Below are 15,364 nucleotides of genomic sequence, written 5' to 3' on the forward strand. Positions count from 1 at the left end.
CCCGTGGGGCGCGCCGGGGCCGCGTTCGTGTTGGACCGATACTCCCCGGAACCCTGACCTCGCGGGAGCTCGCTTGTTCGTCCCTTCCGATCCCCCCGTGACCTGGCCCTTCCTGGCCGGCGGTGGCGACATGGCCCGGCTCATCGCCGCCTTCGACTGGGAGCGCACCGCGCTGGGTCCGATCGCCGGTTGGCCCGACCACGTGCGCCATGCCACCGCGCTGATGCTGCGCTCGCGCACGCCGATCGTGATGCTGTGGGGCGAACCCGGCGTCATGATCTACAACGACGCCTACGGCGTGTTCGCCGGCACGCGGCATCCCCAGCTGCTGGGCAGCAATGTCCGCGAGGGCTGGCCCGAGGTCGCCGACTTCAACGACCACGTCATGCGCGTCGGCCTGGCCGGCGGCACGCTGCATTACGAGGACCAGGAGCTGGTGCTGCATCGGCATGGCCGCGCCGAGAGCGCCTGGCTGAACCTGGACTACTCGCCGCTGCTGGACGACGCCGGTCAACCGGCAGGGGTCATGGCCATCGTCGTCGAGACCACCGGCAAGGTGCAGGCCGAACGCCGCGTGAGCGGCGAACGCGCGCGGCTGAGCATGCTCTTCGAGCAGGCGCCGAGCTTCATGGCGGTGCTCGCCGGTCCGGAGCACCGTTTCGAGATCGTCAACCCCGCTTATCAGCGGCTGATCGGCGACCGCGACGTGATCGGACGCCGTGTCGTCGATGCGCTGCCCGACGCGGCCGCGCAAGGCTACGTGGGGCTGCTCGACGCGGTCTACGCGACCGGCCGGGCCTACACCGCGCAGGCCGCGCTGTTCGTGGTGGAGTCGTCCGACGGCCAGTCGCGCGAGCACTTCCTGGACTTCGTCTATCAGCCGATCCGCGATGAACAGGGCGCCGTGACGCACATCTTCGTCGAGGGCGTGGACGTCACCGCGCGCGTGCGCGGCGAGCAGCGCGGCGCGGCGCTGGCCGGCCTGAGCGAGCGATTGCGCGAGGTCGGGGCGTCGCCCGCGGACATCGGCTTCGCCTCGGCGCAGATGCTCGGGATGATGCTGACCGCGTCGCGCGCGGGCTACTGCACCGTGGACCATGACACCGAGACCGTGCGCATCGAGCGCGACTGGCGGCTGGCCGGTTTCGACAGCCTCGCCGGCGAACGACGCTTCGGCGATTACGGCCGCCTGGCCGAGCCGCTCAAGCGCGACGAGGTCGTCGTGATCGCCGACGTGCGCGAGCACGAGTTGACCCACGGTCATCGCGAGGCCTTCGGCGCCATGCGGGTGCGCTCGCTGGTGAACGTGCCGGTACTGGAACAGGGCCGGCTCGTGGCGCTGCTGTTCGTGCACGACGAGCAGCCGCGCGTCTGGACCGCCGACGACGTCGCGCTGATCCGCGAGGTGGCGCACCGCACGCGCGTGGCCGTCGAGCGCGCCCGCAGCCAGGCGGTCGCGCTTGATCGCGAGGAGCGGCTGCTGCGCTCCGATCGGCGCAAGGACGAGTTCCTCGCCACGCTCGCGCATGAACTGCGCAACCCGCTCGCACCGATCCGCAACGCGGTCCATCTGCTGGGCGTGGCCGATCGCGAGGGCCGCTTCGCGCCGTTGCGCGAGCTGCTGGAGCGGCAGGTCAATCACATGGTGCGGCTGGTCGACGATCTGCTGGAGGTCTCGCGCATCAGCCGCGGCCTGATCACGCTGCGCGACGAGCCGGTGAGCCTGAACACCATCGTCGATGCCGCCGTCGAGAGCAGCCGCCCGCTGATCGACCGCGAGCAGCACCGGCTGACGCTGCGCTTCGATGGTCCGCCGCCCTGGGTGCGCGGCGACCCGGTCCGACTGACGCAGCTGCTGGTGAACCTGCTCAACAACGCGGCGCGATACACCGATCCCGGCGGCCACATCGAGGTGCACATCGCGCGCGCGCCGGATGACACGGACGACGCCAACGATACGGGCGACGCCATCGTCACGGTCACCGACACCGGCATCGGCATCGCGCCGGAGCAGCTGCCTCAGCTCTTCGAGCTGTTCTCGCAGCTGGATCGATCGCACAGCCGGTCGCAGGGCGGTCTGGGCATCGGGTTGAGCCTGTCGCAGACCTTGGCCCGCCTGCACGGCGGTCAGTTGAGCGCGAGCAGCGCGGGGCTGGGACACGGCAGCCGTTTCGAGCTCCGCTTGCCGGAGATCGAGGCCCCGGCGGCGAGCGCGGCCGCCGCGACGCTCGACGACGAGCCCTTGACGGCGCGGCTGCTGCTGGTGGACGACAACCGCGACGCGGCCGACACGACGGCCGAGCTGCTGCGGCTGATGGGCGCGGAGGTCGCGGTCGCCTACGACGGCGCGTCGGCGCTGGGCACGGTGACCGAGTGGCGGCCCGACGCGATCCTGCTGGACATCGGCATGCCGGAGATGGACGGCCACGAGGTCGCGCGACGCCTGCGCGACATGAGCGCGACGATCGGGCGGCCGCGTCTGATCGCGCTCACCGGATGGGGTCAGGAACAGGACCGCGAGCGAACCCGTGAGGCGGGCTTCGACGACCACATGGTCAAGCCGGTCGACATCGACGCGCTACGCGTCACGCTGATGACCGCGCGGCGGTCGTCGAGGAACGGAACCGGGGAATGAGCCTGCTGCTGCGACTGCATCACGCCGCGATCATCTGCGCCGACTACGAGCGCTCGCGGCGCTTCTACACAGAGGTCCTGGGCCTGCGCGTGGTCGCGGAGACCTACCGCGAGGCGCGGCGCTCGTACAAGCTCGACCTCGCGCTGCCGGACGGCACGCAGATCGAGCTGTTCAGCTTTCCCGACGCGCCCCAGCGGCCCTCGTATCCCGAGGCGCAGGGCCTGCGCCACCTGGCGTTCGAGGTCGACGACGTCGAAGCGGGCAAGCGCGCGCTCGAGGCGATGGGCGTGAGCGTCGAGCCGGTGCGCGTGGATGAACTCACCGGCAAGCGATTCACCTTCTTCGCGGACCCCGACGGCCTGCCCTTGGAGCTCTACGAGCGCTGAGCGGGATCCGCCGCGAGGGCGCAGCCAGATCCCTTGCTCAGGCCTCGCTCAGTTCAGGCGGTAGTTCAGGCGCAGCCAGGTGACGGTGCCCTCGGGGCGATTGCGCACCGAGAACTCCTTCATGACCTTGAAGTCCACGCCCCAGTCGCCGCTTTCCGCCAGGTAGGCGATCAGCGGGCCGGCGGACAGCGCCTGCACCTTGTTGGCGGCCGAGTCGCCGCCTCGATCGGCGGTGAACTGCTTGAGCACGTAGCCCTGCACGCCGAACTTCCACTGGTCGTTGAGCTGATACGTGCCCGACCAGTCCGCGTGCAGGTACTGGCCCGAACGCACGCCGGTGTCGTCATTGCGCGTGTTGAACGAGTACGTGGCGCGCAGGCCGACGGCGAAGCCGTTCTCCCACACGCGCGACGCCACCAGCAGCGGCTTGAACGTCCAGAACTTCCCCGCGCCCGGATTGACCGCGCGATCGGCGTTGTACGAGCCCATCGGCGGATTGAACGCCACGCCCAGCGCGACGCGCGATTCGTCCTGCTGCCAGTCGAGGTAGGCGGCGATCTCGGGATCGGCCATGCCGCTGCGCTGACCCGACAGCGCGGCACCCGCGGCGCTCAGCTGCTGGTTGATCTGCGCGGCCGCGGCGGTCGGCAGACCGGCCGGCAGCACCGTCGTCAGCGTGAAGTCGTTGGTCTGCTTGACCATCGGGAACGCGGCGGAGAAGCCCAGGCGTCCGTCGGCCACGATCTTCTCGGTGACCCAGGTCAGGCGCGGCACGAAGACGTCGGCCTTGATGGAGCCGTTCACCGTGATGGGCAGCGTGCCCACGCCGGGCACGGTCAGCGCCTGCGTGGGCGTCTTGCCGTCGGCGTCACGCAGCTTGTCGGCTTCGTAATGCTGGTACCAGAACTGCGCGTACAGGCCGGGGAACTGCGGCGTCGAGATCTCGTAGGACGGCGCGCCGAGCAGTGCGCGGACCTGGCTGTTCTCGGTGGCGTGCGCGGCGGTGCCGAGCGTGCAGAGCGTGACGAAAGTGGCAGCGAGCGCGAACGGCCGCGCGCGGCATTGGTCGATGAACACGGGGACTCCTCCGGATGTTTCTGGATTTCGAATCGGGGCGCATCGTGCCAGCGGAACGACACGGGGCTTGTGCCAAACGTCACGTGAGACCGTCGTTTAGAGGCACGGCCCCAGTTTCCGGGGCTGACGCGCCACACCTTGCCGCGTTTTAATCCGGTCCGCACAGCGCCCGCGATCGCCGTCACCATCGGCTTGAACTCGCGTCGCCCCGGTTCCGACACCCCGTCGCCATCGCGACAAACGGGCCCGCGGTCCCCCTTACAACATGAAGCGCCACGCCCGCAGGAGACTTTCCATGATTCGTTCCGTTCTCGTCCGTTCCGCCCGGAACGCCCTGTTCATCGGTCTTGCGCTGACCGCGGCCGCGGGCCATGCCTTCGCCGCCGAGGTGGACGTGGAGGGCTACAAGTTCCAGGATGCCGCGACGGTGCATGGCCAGGCCTTGCAGCTGAACGGTGCCGCGACGTCGAGCATCCTGTCGACGCGCTCGACGGCGGTGGCCTTCTACCTGCCGCGCAAGCAGACGACGATGGAACTGGCGGTCGCCGAGAAGGGGGCCAAGCGCATCACCTTCTACATGATGCGCGACGTGTCCTCGCGGGACCTGGCCAACGCGATGCTCGACCGCATCCGTCAGAACGCGGCCGAGGAGTTCTCCAAGAACATCATCCAGACCGCGCAGCTGGGCGTGGTCTTCGGCAATCGCGCGAAGCTGCTCAAGGGCGACCTGGTCGTGATCGACTACGACCCTGCGAAGCAGACGACCGAGTTCAGCGTCAACGGCCAGAAGGTCGGCGACACCATCCAGGGCGAGAGCTTCTTCCCGATGATGATGAAGGTCTGGATCGGCCCGAAGGTGCGCGGCAGCACGCGCGACGGCCTGCTGGGCGCGCCGTCGAAGTGATCAGCGCTCGATCGACGCTGCGTAGAGCATCAGCCCGCGCTTGAGCAGCACGGGCTCCACGCGGGTGAAGCCCGCCTCGGCCAGCGCGACGCGCTGCTCCTCGATGCTCATGTAGAGCTGGTCGTTGCTCATGCCGCCGACACCGGCGAAGTGATCGCAGACGAGATAGCGACCGCCCGGCGCCAGCAGGCCGCGCACCTGCTCATGCAGCGCGCGCGTGTGGCGCTTGTGGCGGAGTTCATGCACGGCCTGGTTCGTGACGACGTGATCGAACACGCCGAGTCCCTCGGTCCAGCTCGCTTCACGGAAGCTGCGCTCGACGAAGCGCACGCGACGCGACGCGTTGCCCAGTCGTTCCTCGGCAAGCGCATGCATGGCCGGCGAGAAATCGAGCGCGACGTAGTCGATCTGGGGCAAGGCGCCGAGCAGATGCTCGGCGAGGAAACCCGGCCCTGAGCCAAGTTCCAGCACGCGCTGCGCGTGGCCGGCTTCCAGCTGCTCCGCGAAGGCGGCGAAGAACTCGGTGCGCCACGGCCTTTTGACCATGGCCTCGTCCGCCCACTGGCGGGCATCGTTCATCTCGCGGAGGTCGATCGGGCTGGGGACGTCGAGGTCGGCCATCAGCGGCCCAGCTGCTTGAGCGCGGCCTGAAGGCCGGTGACGCCGCCCACGCGCTGGTCGTTGATGAAGACCTGCGGCATCTGGCGCACGGCCGGGCCGCACTTCTCGTAGAAGGCCAGGCGCTCGGCCTCGTCGTCGATCAGGACTTCCTGGAAATCCATCCCGCGGGACTTGAGCAGCATCTTCGCCGTGTCGCATTGCGGGCAGGCGGACTTCGAGTAAACGACGATCTTCAGTTCCATGGGGCGGGAGTGTATGCGGCGCCCCTCGGACACGTCGCTGCGGGGTCTCCCTGAGCTCTAGCCCGCGATCGGGCCTGGCATCGGTCCTGTCGTCGGGCCTGAGATCGCGGCCTGGCATAAGCTGCGCCTCCATGGATGCCCTGGTCACCGCCGCAGCCCGTTGCCTCGCCGCTGGAGACGCGCTGGGCGCGCTGCAGCGCGTGGCCCTGCGCGACGATCCTCCGGCGCTGGCAATGCGCGGCATCGCGATGGCGCAACTCGGCGAGCATCCGCGCGCCCGCGAGCTGTTGCGCCGCGCCGCCAAGGCCTTCGGTGCGAAGGAAGCAGTGGCCCGCGCGCGATGCGTCGTCGCCGAGGCCGAGGTGGCGCTCGCGCTGCGCGATCTCGCCGACCCGCCGCGTCCGCTGCTGCAGGCGGCCGCGATCCTCGATGCCCACGACGATCGCGCCAACGCGCTGCTCGCGCGATGGATCGCCGCGCGGCGGCTGATCCTGCTGGGCCGCCTGGACGACGCCGCGAGCGCGCTGCCCGAGGCCGCCCCTTCGCCCTCCTCGCCCCTGCCGGCCTCGCTTGTGGCGATGGCGGAACTGACGCGGGCCGAGCTGGCCTGGCGCTTCCTGCGCAGCGAGGCCGCTCATGGCGCGCTCGATCGCGCGACGATCGCCGCGCGCCGTTCCGGCGTGCCGGCGCTGATCGCCGAGGCCGAGAGCCTGCGCGAGACGATGGCGCAACCCGTCGCGCATCGCCTCGATGCGGGCGAACGTGAGCCGCTGCGCCTGCCGGAGGTGGAAGCGCTGCTGCGGTCGTCCGCGATCGTCGTCGACGCCTGTCGGCGCGCGGTGCGCAGTGACGGGATCGCGGTGGATCTCGCGCGGCGTCCGGTGCTCTTCAGCCTGGCGCGGCTGCTCGCGGAGGCCGGGCCGGAAGGCGTCGATCGTGATCAATTGATCCTGCGCGTCTTCCGCATCCGCCACGCTGACGAGACGCATCGCGCGCGGCTGCGCGTGGAGCTCGGCCGGCTGCGCGCCCTGCTGGCGCCGGTCGCCGGCATCGAGGCGACGTCCAGCGGCTACGCGCTGGTGGCCGCGCCAGGCGTTCCGGTCACCGTGCTCGCGCCCCCGATCGAGGGCGAATCCGCCGCGCTGCTGGCCCTGCTGGCCGATGGCACGGCGTGGTCGACCTCGGCGCTCGCGCTGGCCACGGGCGCGAGCCAGCGCACGGTGCAACGCGCGTTGTCGGAGCTCGAAGCCGAAGGACGCGTGCGCGCGCAGGGACAGGCCCGCGCGCGGCGCTGGCTGGCGCCGGCGCTGACCGGATTCGCGACGATCTTGTTACTCCCGGCCTTGCCGCCGTCTGGATAGATTGCGACCCATGCGGCGGTGGTCGTCGCAAAGGAGATCCCGATGAGCACGAGTACTTCCGACGCCTGCGATCCGCATGCACAAGCCGAGATGGCCTCCAACGAGGGGCTGGTGTCGCCCCATCCCGCGGAGATCGTCCGCGAGTACGGACCGTATCCCGGCGCGCCCGCGGTGCATGGCGTGAGCCATGACGGCGATCGCGTGTGGGCCGCGACGGCGCTGGGCCTCCTGGCGATCGATCCGGCCAGCGGCGAGGTGCAGCGCACCCTGCCCTGCGCGGCCGATGCCGGCACGGCCTTCGATGGCCAGCACCTGTATCAGATCGGCGACGGCCTGATCCAGAAGATCGACCCGGCGAGCGGGCGCGTGGTGGGCTCGATCCCGGCGCCGTCCGGTCAGGGCAGCGACTCGGGGCTGACCTGGGCCGAGGGCAGCCTGTGGGTCGGGCAGTATCGGGACCGGCGCATCGTGCAGATCGACCCGGAGACCGGGGCGGTGCGTCGCACGATCGCGTCCAACCGCTTCGTCACCGGCGTGACCTGGGTGGACGGCGAGCTGTGGCACGGCACCTGGGAGGGCGACGAGAGCGAGCTGCGCCGCGTGGATCCGCGCGACGGCGCGGTGCTGGAGCGGCTCGCGATGCCCGCCAACGTGGGCGTCAGCGGGCTGGAGTCGGACGGCGGCGCGCTGCTGTACTGCGGCGGCGGGGGCAGCGGCAAGCTGCGCGCGGTGCGGCGTCCGGCGCGGGTCTGATCAGCGAGGCTTGGCCAGGTCCATCACCCAGTACTTGCTGTAGGTGTTGGACGAGGAGGCCGCGGGGCGGCAGCTGACGCCGACATCGACGAAGTTGGCCGACATCAGGTTGGCGCAATGGCCGGGGCTGTTGCGCCACGCGTCCATCACGGCCTGGACGGTGGGCTGGCCGGCGGCGATGTTCTCGCCGGCGGCGGACCAGCTGTAGCCGGCATTGGTGATGCGGGTGGAGAAGCTGCGCCCGTCCTGGCTGTCGTGGCTGAAGTAGTTCTTGTTGGCCATGTCCAGCGCGTGGCCGTCGGCGGCGGTGGTGAGCTTGTCGTTCCAGGCGACCGCCGGGACCGCGGGGAAGGTGCCCGAGCTGCCGCAGCTGGCGCCCGCGGCGCGAAGCGCGTTGATGCGGGTGAGCAGGTCCTGCTTGAAGTTGGGCAGGTCACAGGTGCCGGCGACCGTGGGCGGGTCGGTCGGAGTCGGATCCGTGGGGGTCGGCGTGGTGGGAGTCGGGGTGGGCGTGGTCGAGACGGGAGGGGTCGTGCCGGAGGCCGGCGTGTCGCCGCCACCGCCGCCGCACGCAGCCAGACCCAACGCCAGCAAGGCGGAGGCGATCATCGAAAGAGGAAGCTGCCGGTGGGCCGGCTTGTTGGAAGAGACGTCCATTCAGACATCTTAGGAAACGACTCGAAAGATTTCTGGAACGAAACGTACCAAACCGTCAGCCTCTCAATGGCGGCCGGCCGGAATTCCCCTCGCCCGCGCAGCGGGAGAGGGGTTGGGGTGAGGGCTCGTGTGAGGGCACAGTGCCCTTCGAAGAGCCCTCACCCCCCGCCCTCTCCCGCTGCGCGGGCGAGGGAGCCAACATGATCACATCAAGTCGTAACGGTCCAGGTTCATTACCTTGGTCCAGGCCTTCACGAAGTCACGAACGAAGACCTTCTCGCCGTCGGCCGACGCGTACACCTCGGACAGGGCCCGCAGCTGCGAGTTCGAGCCGAACACCAGGTCCACTGCCGTGCCGGTCCACTTCACCGCGCCCGTCTTCCGGTCCCGGCCCTCCAGCACGCCCTCTTCCCCTGCGGACTTCTGCCACTTCGTGCGCATGTCCAGCAGGTTGACGAAGAAGTCGTTGCTCAGCGTCTCCGGCCGGGTCGTGAACACGCCGTGCTTCGTGTGACCGAAGTTGGTCCCCAGCACCCGCATGCCGCCTACCAGCGCAGTCAGCTCGGGCGCGCTCAGCGTCAGCAGCTGCGCCTTGTCCACCAGCAGCTCCGCCGCGCCCTTCACCAGGTCCTTGCGCACGTAGTTGCGGAAGCCATCCGCCATCGGCTCCAGGAAGCCCACCGACTCAACATCGGTCTGGTCTTGCGACGCGTCCGTACGTCCCGCCGTGAAGGGCACGACCACGTCGTGGCCGCCCTGCTTGGCCGCGGCCTCGATGCCGGCGGAACCGCCCAGCACGATCAGGTCGGCCAGCGAGATCTTCTTGCCACCCGACGCCGACGCGTTGAACTCCTTGCGGACCGTCTCGAGCTTGGCGAGCACCTTCTCCAGCTCACTGGGCTGATTGACCGGCCATTCCTTCTGCGGCGCGAGCCGGATGCGCGCGCCGTTGGCACCACCGCGCTTGTCGCCGCCGCGGAAGGTGGAGGCCGACGCCCACGCCGTAGTCACCAGCTGCGACACGGTCAGGCCGCTGGCCAGCAGCTTGGCCTTGAGCGCGGTGACGTCCTTGTCGTCGACCAGCGGGTGGTCGACCGCCGGCACCGGGTCCTGCCAGATCAGCTCTTCCTTGGGCACCAGCTTGCCCAGGTAGCGCGACGACGGCCCCATGTCGCGGTGGGTCAGCTTGTACCAGGCGCGCGCGAACGCGTCGGCCAGCTGCTCGGGGTGCTGCATGAAGCGGCGCGAGATCTTCTCGTACGCCGGATCGACGCGCAGCGCCAGGTCGGCCGTGGTCATCATCGGCGCGTGCTTGCGGGACGGGTCATGCGCGTCGGGCACCGTGCCCGCGCCCGCGCCGCCCTTGGGCGTCCATTGATTGGCGCCGGCGGGACTCTTGGTCAGCTCCCATTCATAACCGAAGAGCGTCTCGAAATAGCTGTTGTCCCACTTGGTCGGCGTGGGCGTCCAGGCGCCCTCGATGCCGCTGGTGATCGTGTAGACGCCCATGCCGTCGCCGAGCTTGCTCTTCCAGCCCAGGCCCTGGTCCTCGAGATCGGCGCCCTCGGGCATCGCCCCGACGTGATGGGCCTCGCCCGCGCCATGGGCCTTGCCGAAGGTGTGGCCGCCGGCGACCAGCGCGACGGTCTCCTCGTCGTTCATCGCCATGCGCCTGAAGGTCTCGCGGATGTCGCGACCCGACGCGGCCGGATCGGGATTGCCATTGGGGCCTTCGGGGTTCACGTAGATCAGGCCCATCTGCACGGCGGCCAGCGGGTTGGCGAGGTCGCGATCGCCCGCGTAGCGCTCATCGCCGAGCCAGGTGGTCTCCGGGCCCCAGAAGATGTCGGTCTCGGGTTCCCAGACGTCGGCCCGGCCGCCGGCGAAGCCGAAGGTCTTGAAGCCCATGGACTCGAGCGCGACGTTGCCCGCGAGGATCATCAGATCGGCCCACGACAGCTTGCGGCCGTACTTCTGCTTGATCGGCCAGAGCAGGCGTCGGGCCTTGTCGAGGTTGCCGTTGTCGGGCCAGCTGTTGAGCGGGGCGAAACGCTGGGCGCCGGTGCCTGCGCCACCGCGGCCGTCCTGCACGCGGTAGGTGCCGGCGGAGTGCCAGGCCATGCGGATGAAGAACGGACCGTAGTGGCCGTAATCGGCGGGCCACCAATCCTGGGAGTCCGTCATGAGCGCGTGGAGGTCCTTGACGACGGCGTCGAGGTCGAGGGTCTTGAACTCGTGCGCGTACTTGAATTCCTCGCCCATCGGATTGGTCTTGGGCGAGTGCAGCGAGAGGATGGAGAGGTTGAGGGCTTCGGGCCACCAGTCCCGGTTGCCCTTGACGCCTGCGGCGGTGTGCCGGTTGCTGGAGCCGCCCGAGAACGGGCACTTGGAATCGCCTGACATGTCTGCCTCCTGAGTTGAGCCTTGGGGGATCAGTCCGCTTGTCCGCAAGGTGCGAGCGCGGATGAGTCTAGGACTGGGCCCGTGACGCAACAACAGTCGGGCTTTATCGGGGCGATAGTTTTTTCGGTGCCACAATCCGTCCCCTTCCCATCCCCTGGAGCCCTCCGTGGACAGTGCCCCCAGTCCCTTCGCGACGCGAGCCGATTCGGCCGTCGCACGACTGCCGCGCTGATCCGCACTCCGGCCGCGCGCCCGTCGCGTGGCTCCCTCGTTCTCCCGTCGCATCGCCCGCCCCTCGTGGCAACCGTCGGCCTCCACCGGCGACTCACCCGATCCGATCCACCTCGCAGCGCCTTGTCATCACACCCGCCCACGGCGTGTCCGACACTGCGCGACGGAGAACCCCCATGCGCTTCCTGCCGTTGGCCCTCTCGGCCGGCCTCCTCACGCCCGTCCTCGCCCTCGCCGCCGGCGGCCACCACGCCGTCGATGACGCCGCCATCGCCGACCCCGGCCAGTGCACCGTCGAACTCTGGGCCGAACGCGGCAACCTCGCCCGTCGACAACTCCAGCATGCCGGCCTGGGCTGCAACGTCCTCGGCGTCGAGGCCGGTCTCAACGTCGACCGCGAGACCGCCCGGGACACCGCCTCGCGCCACGTCCACGGCGCCCAGCTCAAATGGGCCACCGCCCTGCAGCCGCAACTGGCCATCGGTCTCGTGGCCGCGCTCAGCTGGCAAGACCAGACCCCGCGATCGCAATCCTCGCTGCTTGTCCCGCTGAGCTGGCGCCCTCGCGAGGACCTCGCGCTGCACCTCAATGTCGGCCGCAGCTTCCCGCGCGGAGACGCCGACCGCACCCAACGCGGTGTCGCCGTCGAATGGCAGGCCGCGCCGCAATGGCAACTGCTGGCCGAGGCCTTCCACGATGGTCAGAAGCCGCTCGCCCGGCTGGGCATTCGCCGCGACCTCAGCGATCGCCTGTCGCTGGACCTGAGCGTGGCCCGATCGAACGCATTCCGTCAGACGCCGCGTGAGACCTGGTGGACGGTGGGCGCGAACTGGACCTTCGGCCAGTGAGCGAGCCGGCGCCGGCCTCATGTGTCGCGCGCATGAACAAAGTCGCTGGCCGAGTAAGGCCATTGGGCAGACTCTCGTCGTCGTCAAGGGGGAGGACAAGAATGTCAGCCCCCTCCCCGATCCCTCGAAATGCCGAGGAGAATCGCCCGGTTCTGTCCGATCCACCCTCCTTGCGGGTGATCGCCGTTTCAACCTTGGAGCTCACCATGTCTCTGCGCATCAATGACACCGCCCCGAACTTCACCGCCAAGACCACGCAAGGGGAGATCGACTTCCACAGCTGGATCGGCGACAGCTGGGCGATCCTGTTCTCGCATCCGAAAGACTTCACCCCGGTGTGCACGACCGAGCTGGGCTACATGGCCAAGATCGAACCCGAGTTCACCAGGCGCAACGCCAAGCTGATCGGCCTGTCGATCGACCCGGTGGAGAACCACTCGAAGTGGGCGGCGGACATCCAGGAGACGCAGGGCGCCGAGGTCAAGTACCCGATGATCGGCGACACCGACCTGAACGTGGCCAAGCTGTACAACATGCTGCCCGCCGATGAGGCCGGCACCTCTGACGGCCGCACGGCCGCGACCAACGCGACGGTGCGGTCGGTCTTCATCGTCGGTCCGGACAAGAAGATCAAGCTGATGCTGACCTACCCGATGACCACGGGCCGCAACTTCGACGAGATCCTGCGCGTGCTGGACTCGATGCAGCTGACCGCCAAGCATCGCGTCGCCACGCCGGTGAACTGGAAGCACGGCGACGACGTGATCATCGCGGGCTCGGTCTCCGACGACGAAGCCAAGACGATCTATCCCGAAGGCTGGCAAGCCCCGAAGCCCTACCTGCGCATCGTCAAGCAGCCGAAGTGACTCGCGGCGCGGTCGCGCTCACGGCCATGGCCGCGGCGATGCTCGTCATCGCCTCGGCCGTCTGGCTGCTGCCGCCCTCGGGCGATCGCGTCGTCGCCTCCATCAGCGCCGACGCGGCGCACGACCGTTCCCGGTCGAGCACCTCCGTGAGCGCCGCCGCGGCGTCCACCTCGACCGACACCTCCCAGGCGCGCCCGGGCGCCGGATCCGCCTCGTCGGCCGGCATCGGCGCCGGGGCCGACATCCAGGACTACGGCCAACGCGTGCTGGCCGCGATCTATGGCGGCACGCCACGACAGGCCGCCGAGGCGGTCTTCCTGATCGACCGGTGCGACTCGCTGCCCCAGTCGCAGCGTTCCGTGCAGATGCTCAAGGACACCGGCCAGCTCGAGTCCGCGCAAGGCGAGCGCGCCCTGCGCGAGCTCGGCGACGAGAGCCGCCTGTGTCAATCCATCACCGCCGAGATGGCGGGCCAGATGAAGCCGCTCGTCGAGCGCGCATTGCTCGACCACGTGCCCGAGATCGCCGCGGTCTACGGCCGGCTGGTGAAGTACGCCCCCGAACCCGCGATGCGCCAACCGCTGGTGGATGGGCTGCGCGCGGACTTCCTGGCGGGCGAGCCCTTCTCCGCGCTCGCACTGGCCCGGCACCACGGGGACCTCGGCGTGTCCAACGTCGATGCGCGTGCCTACGAGCTCACGGTGCAGCTCGCCTTCCCGGAACTCAGCGACCTGCCGCGCTCGCGCCGCAGCTTGCGCGATGAAGCCGCCCTGACCGACGATGAACGCCGGCAGGCGCAGGCGCTCGCCGCACAATGGGTGACCTTGGTCAAACACCCGCCTGAGCATGGTCCCGGCTGAGCCAGAATTCCGGATCGACCAGAACGACGATCCAGGGAGGATCCATGGCTGACAAGAAGGCCGTCCGCGCGCGGATGAACGAGCTGCTCGCGCAAGGCGTGGGCAAGACCGAGGTGTTCCGGCAGCTCGCCACCACCGACATCAAGCCCCGCGTGCTCGCGGGCTGGCTCGCCGCCACGCCCGACATGAGCGCGCGCCAGGCCATGTCCGTGCACATCACGATCCTCTGCGGCCTCATGGTCGCGCAGGCGCTGATCGTGTTCATGGTGCTGCTCCCGGTCTCGCTCTTCTTCGCGCTCGTTATCGCGATGATCCCGCTGCTGTTCGCCTGGGGCTTCCGCAAGCCTGCAGCGGGCGCGTACAGCGGCTACATCCTGCTGTCGATCATCTCGATCGCGCAGAACGCCGCCAAGTTCCGCGGCATCGACACCCCCACCGTCATCGGCCTGGCCATCGGCATCGCGACGATCTGCTACGTCGCCTGGATCCAGTGGCGCGTCTTCCCCGACATGACCTTCGCCGGACCGAACCGCAAGAGCGGCGAGTACGTGTTCAAGACCTGACGCGCGCGCGCCCCAGGCGCCTCGGCCCGCTCAGGCCTTGGCGTCGAAGTAACCCGCTGACGCCAGGTCCTGGGCCAGCGTCGGATGCCTTGGCGTCCATCCGAGCGCCTCCCGCGTCACGGCGCTCGTCGCGGCCAGATCCAGTCCGGCGAACTTGGTGAACCAGCCGAAGTGCGCCGGAGCCTCCTCCGCAGACAGGCTCACCACCGGCACGCCGAGCTGCTCGCCGATCGCCGCGGCGATGTCCTTGAACAGCAGGCGTTCCTCAGCGACCGCATGCCAGCGTGCCCCCGCGCGCGGGGCCTCGATCGCGCGTCGATACACCACCGCCGCGTCACGGCGATGCACTGCGCTCCACGCGTTCATCCCCTCGCCGATGTAGGCCGATCGTCCGGTGCGTCGCGCGAGGTCGATCAGGATCGGCACGAAGCCGTGATCGCCTGCGCCATGCACCGTCGGTGACAGACGCACGATCGCCGCGTTCACGCCGCGCGCCGCCAACGCGAGCGCCGTCGGTTCCGACGCGCGCGGATAGCCCTCGGACACCGGCAGGCAGTCATCGCCTTCATGGCCCGGCCTGCCGGCGACCTGCATCGCCAGGCCCGAGGTGACCAGCAGCGGCCGCGACGATCCCTCGATCGCCGCGCCCAGCGCCTCGATGGCGACGCGATCACGAACGCAGTTCTCGGCGAAGCGCGAGAAGTCGTGATCGAAGGCCGTGTGGATGACGGCGTCGCACGCCGCCGCGCCAGCGCGCAGGCTCTCCAAGTCGTCGATCGAGCCGCGATGCACCTCAGCGCCGGTGAGCGCCAGCGCTTGCGCCGACGCGTCCGAGCGCACCAGGCCCAACACGCGGTGACCCGCGTCCCTCAATTCCTGTACGACCGCCGACCCGACAAAGCCCGTGGCACCAGTGACGAAAACTCGCATGGGGAAGTCCCTTTCAGATGAACGGAC

The 15,364-nt window shown here is 69.5% G+C and carries 15 protein-coding genes; 9 read left to right on the top strand and 6 right to left on the bottom strand.

Translation table 11 applies throughout. The annotated features are described in order from the left end of the window. Positions 1 to 97 precede the first annotated feature (97 nt). Positions 98 to 2,635 carry an ATP-binding protein gene (locus ACNI65_RS19870; RefSeq protein ID WP_416758882.1) on the top strand — a complete coding sequence of 846 codons (2,538 nt, stop codon included), beginning with the start codon at positions 98 to 100 and terminating at the stop codon, positions 2,633 to 2,635. A 2-nt stretch (positions 2,636 to 2,637) separates the two neighbouring features. After that, complete coding sequence (locus ACNI65_RS19875; protein ID WP_416763659.1) at positions 2,638 to 3,021, top strand: VOC family protein; 384 nt, start codon at positions 2,638 to 2,640, stop codon at positions 3,019 to 3,021. A gap of 48 nt (positions 3,022 to 3,069) precedes the next feature. Here the strand turns inward: ACNI65_RS19875 and ACNI65_RS19880 are convergent, their stop codons facing one another. Beyond that, entirely contained in the window at positions 3,070 to 4,098 is a 1,029-nt protein-coding gene (locus ACNI65_RS19880; protein ID WP_416758884.1) for a SphA family protein, read from the bottom strand. Between the two features lie 295 nt (positions 4,099 to 4,393). Here ACNI65_RS19880 and ACNI65_RS19885 point away from each other — a divergent pair, with 295 nt between their 5' ends. Continuing rightward, positions 4,394 to 5,002 (top strand): chalcone isomerase family protein, encoded by a 609-nt coding sequence (locus tag ACNI65_RS19885; protein ID WP_416758885.1) that lies wholly within the window; start codon positions 4,394 to 4,396, stop codon positions 5,000 to 5,002. Here ACNI65_RS19885 and ACNI65_RS19890 read toward each other — a convergent pair whose 3' ends face one another. Next, entirely contained in the window at positions 5,003 to 5,623 is a 621-nt protein-coding gene (locus ACNI65_RS19890; protein WP_416758887.1) for a class I SAM-dependent methyltransferase, read from the bottom strand. Beyond that, the gene (locus ACNI65_RS19895; RefSeq protein WP_416758888.1) at positions 5,623 to 5,865 is read right to left on the bottom strand and encodes a glutaredoxin family protein; all 243 of its coding nucleotides are present in this window, start codon (positions 5,863 to 5,865) and stop codon (positions 5,623 to 5,625) included. Before ACNI65_RS19895 ends, ACNI65_RS19890 begins: the two co-directional genes overlap by 1 nt. A 131-nt stretch (positions 5,866 to 5,996) precedes the next feature. On the opposite strand from ACNI65_RS19895, the gene ACNI65_RS19900 reads away from it, so the two are divergent. Further along, a complete protein-coding gene (locus ACNI65_RS19900; protein WP_416758889.1) occupies positions 5,997 to 7,226 on the top strand; it encodes a helix-turn-helix domain-containing protein in 1,230 nt (409 codons plus the stop codon). Positions 7,227 to 7,316: 90 nt separating this feature from the next. After that, entirely contained in the window at positions 7,317 to 7,979 is a 663-nt protein-coding gene (locus tag ACNI65_RS19905) for a hypothetical protein (protein WP_416763660.1), read from the top strand. Here ACNI65_RS19905 and ACNI65_RS19910 read toward each other — a convergent pair whose 3' ends face one another. Both ACNI65_RS19910 and katG read right to left on the bottom strand, forming a co-directional pair. Continuing rightward, positions 7,980 to 8,636, bottom strand: a complete 657-nt coding sequence (locus ACNI65_RS19910) for a CAP domain-containing protein (protein WP_416758891.1) — start codon at positions 8,634 to 8,636, stop codon at positions 7,980 to 7,982. It abuts the gene before it with no gap. Positions 8,637 to 8,840: 204 nt separating this feature from the next. Further along, positions 8,841 to 11,039, bottom strand: coding sequence for a catalase/peroxidase HPI (gene katG, locus ACNI65_RS19915; RefSeq protein ID WP_416758892.1), 2,199 nt, complete (start codon positions 11,037 to 11,039; stop codon positions 8,841 to 8,843). A gap of 407 nt (positions 11,040 to 11,446) precedes the next feature. Between katG and ACNI65_RS19920 the strand changes: the two genes are divergently transcribed. From ACNI65_RS19920 to ACNI65_RS19935, 4 genes are all read left to right on the top strand, one after another. Next, a complete protein-coding gene (locus ACNI65_RS19920; RefSeq protein ID WP_416758893.1) occupies positions 11,447 to 12,118 on the top strand; it encodes a hypothetical protein in 672 nt (223 codons plus the stop codon). Positions 12,119 to 12,324: 206 nt separating this feature from the next. Further along, positions 12,325 to 12,984: a peroxiredoxin gene (locus tag ACNI65_RS19925; RefSeq protein ID WP_416758894.1), complete on the top strand. Its 660-nt coding sequence runs from the start codon at positions 12,325 to 12,327 to the stop codon at positions 12,982 to 12,984. After that, positions 12,981 to 13,844, top strand: coding sequence for a hypothetical protein (locus ACNI65_RS19930; RefSeq protein ID WP_416758896.1), 864 nt, complete (start codon positions 12,981 to 12,983; stop codon positions 13,842 to 13,844). Before ACNI65_RS19925 ends, ACNI65_RS19930 begins: the two co-directional genes overlap by 4 nt. Positions 13,845 to 13,888: 44 nt before the next feature. Continuing rightward, on the top strand, positions 13,889 to 14,407 hold the full coding sequence (locus ACNI65_RS19935; RefSeq protein WP_416758898.1) for a hypothetical protein: 519 nt from the start codon (positions 13,889 to 13,891) through the stop codon (positions 14,405 to 14,407). A 30-nt stretch (positions 14,408 to 14,437) separates the two neighbouring features. Here ACNI65_RS19935 and ACNI65_RS19940 read toward each other — a convergent pair whose 3' ends face one another. Next, positions 14,438 to 15,337, bottom strand: a complete 900-nt coding sequence (locus ACNI65_RS19940; protein WP_416758900.1) for an SDR family oxidoreductase — start codon at positions 15,335 to 15,337, stop codon at positions 14,438 to 14,440. Positions 15,338 to 15,364 lie beyond the last annotated feature (27 nt).

Source organism: Roseateles sp. So40a, from assembly GCF_048081605.1.
Classification (GTDB): domain Bacteria; phylum Pseudomonadota; class Gammaproteobacteria; order Burkholderiales; family Burkholderiaceae_C; genus Roseateles.

Coding starts and splice junctions, on each gene's coding strand:
- ACNI65_RS19885 (WP_416758885.1), top strand. CDS start 4,394: ATGATTCGTTCCGTTCTCGTCCGTTCCGCCCGGAACGCCCTGTTCATC.
- ACNI65_RS19890 (WP_416758887.1), bottom strand. CDS start 5,623: ATGGCCGACCTCGACGTCCCCAGCCCGATCGACCTCCGCGAGATGAAC.
- ACNI65_RS19895 (WP_416758888.1), bottom strand. CDS start 5,865: ATGGAACTGAAGATCGTCGTTTACTCGAAGTCCGCCTGCCCGCAATGC.
- ACNI65_RS19900 (WP_416758889.1), top strand. CDS start 5,997: ATGGATGCCCTGGTCACCGCCGCAGCCCGTTGCCTCGCCGCTGGAGAC.
- ACNI65_RS19905 (WP_416763660.1), top strand. CDS start 7,317: ATGGCCTCCAACGAGGGGCTGGTGTCGCCCCATCCCGCGGAGATCGTC.
- ACNI65_RS19910 (WP_416758891.1), bottom strand. CDS start 8,636: ATGGACGTCTCTTCCAACAAGCCGGCCCACCGGCAGCTTCCTCTTTCG.
- katG (WP_416758892.1), bottom strand. CDS start 11,039: ATGTCAGGCGATTCCAAGTGCCCGTTCTCGGGCGGCTCCAGCAACCGG.
- ACNI65_RS19920 (WP_416758893.1), top strand. CDS start 11,447: ATGCGCTTCCTGCCGTTGGCCCTCTCGGCCGGCCTCCTCACGCCCGTC.
- ACNI65_RS19925 (WP_416758894.1), top strand. CDS start 12,325: ATGTCTCTGCGCATCAATGACACCGCCCCGAACTTCACCGCCAAGACC.
- ACNI65_RS19935 (WP_416758898.1), top strand. CDS start 13,889: ATGGCTGACAAGAAGGCCGTCCGCGCGCGGATGAACGAGCTGCTCGCG.
- ACNI65_RS19940 (WP_416758900.1), bottom strand. CDS start 15,337: ATGCGAGTTTTCGTCACTGGTGCCACGGGCTTTGTCGGGTCGGCGGTC.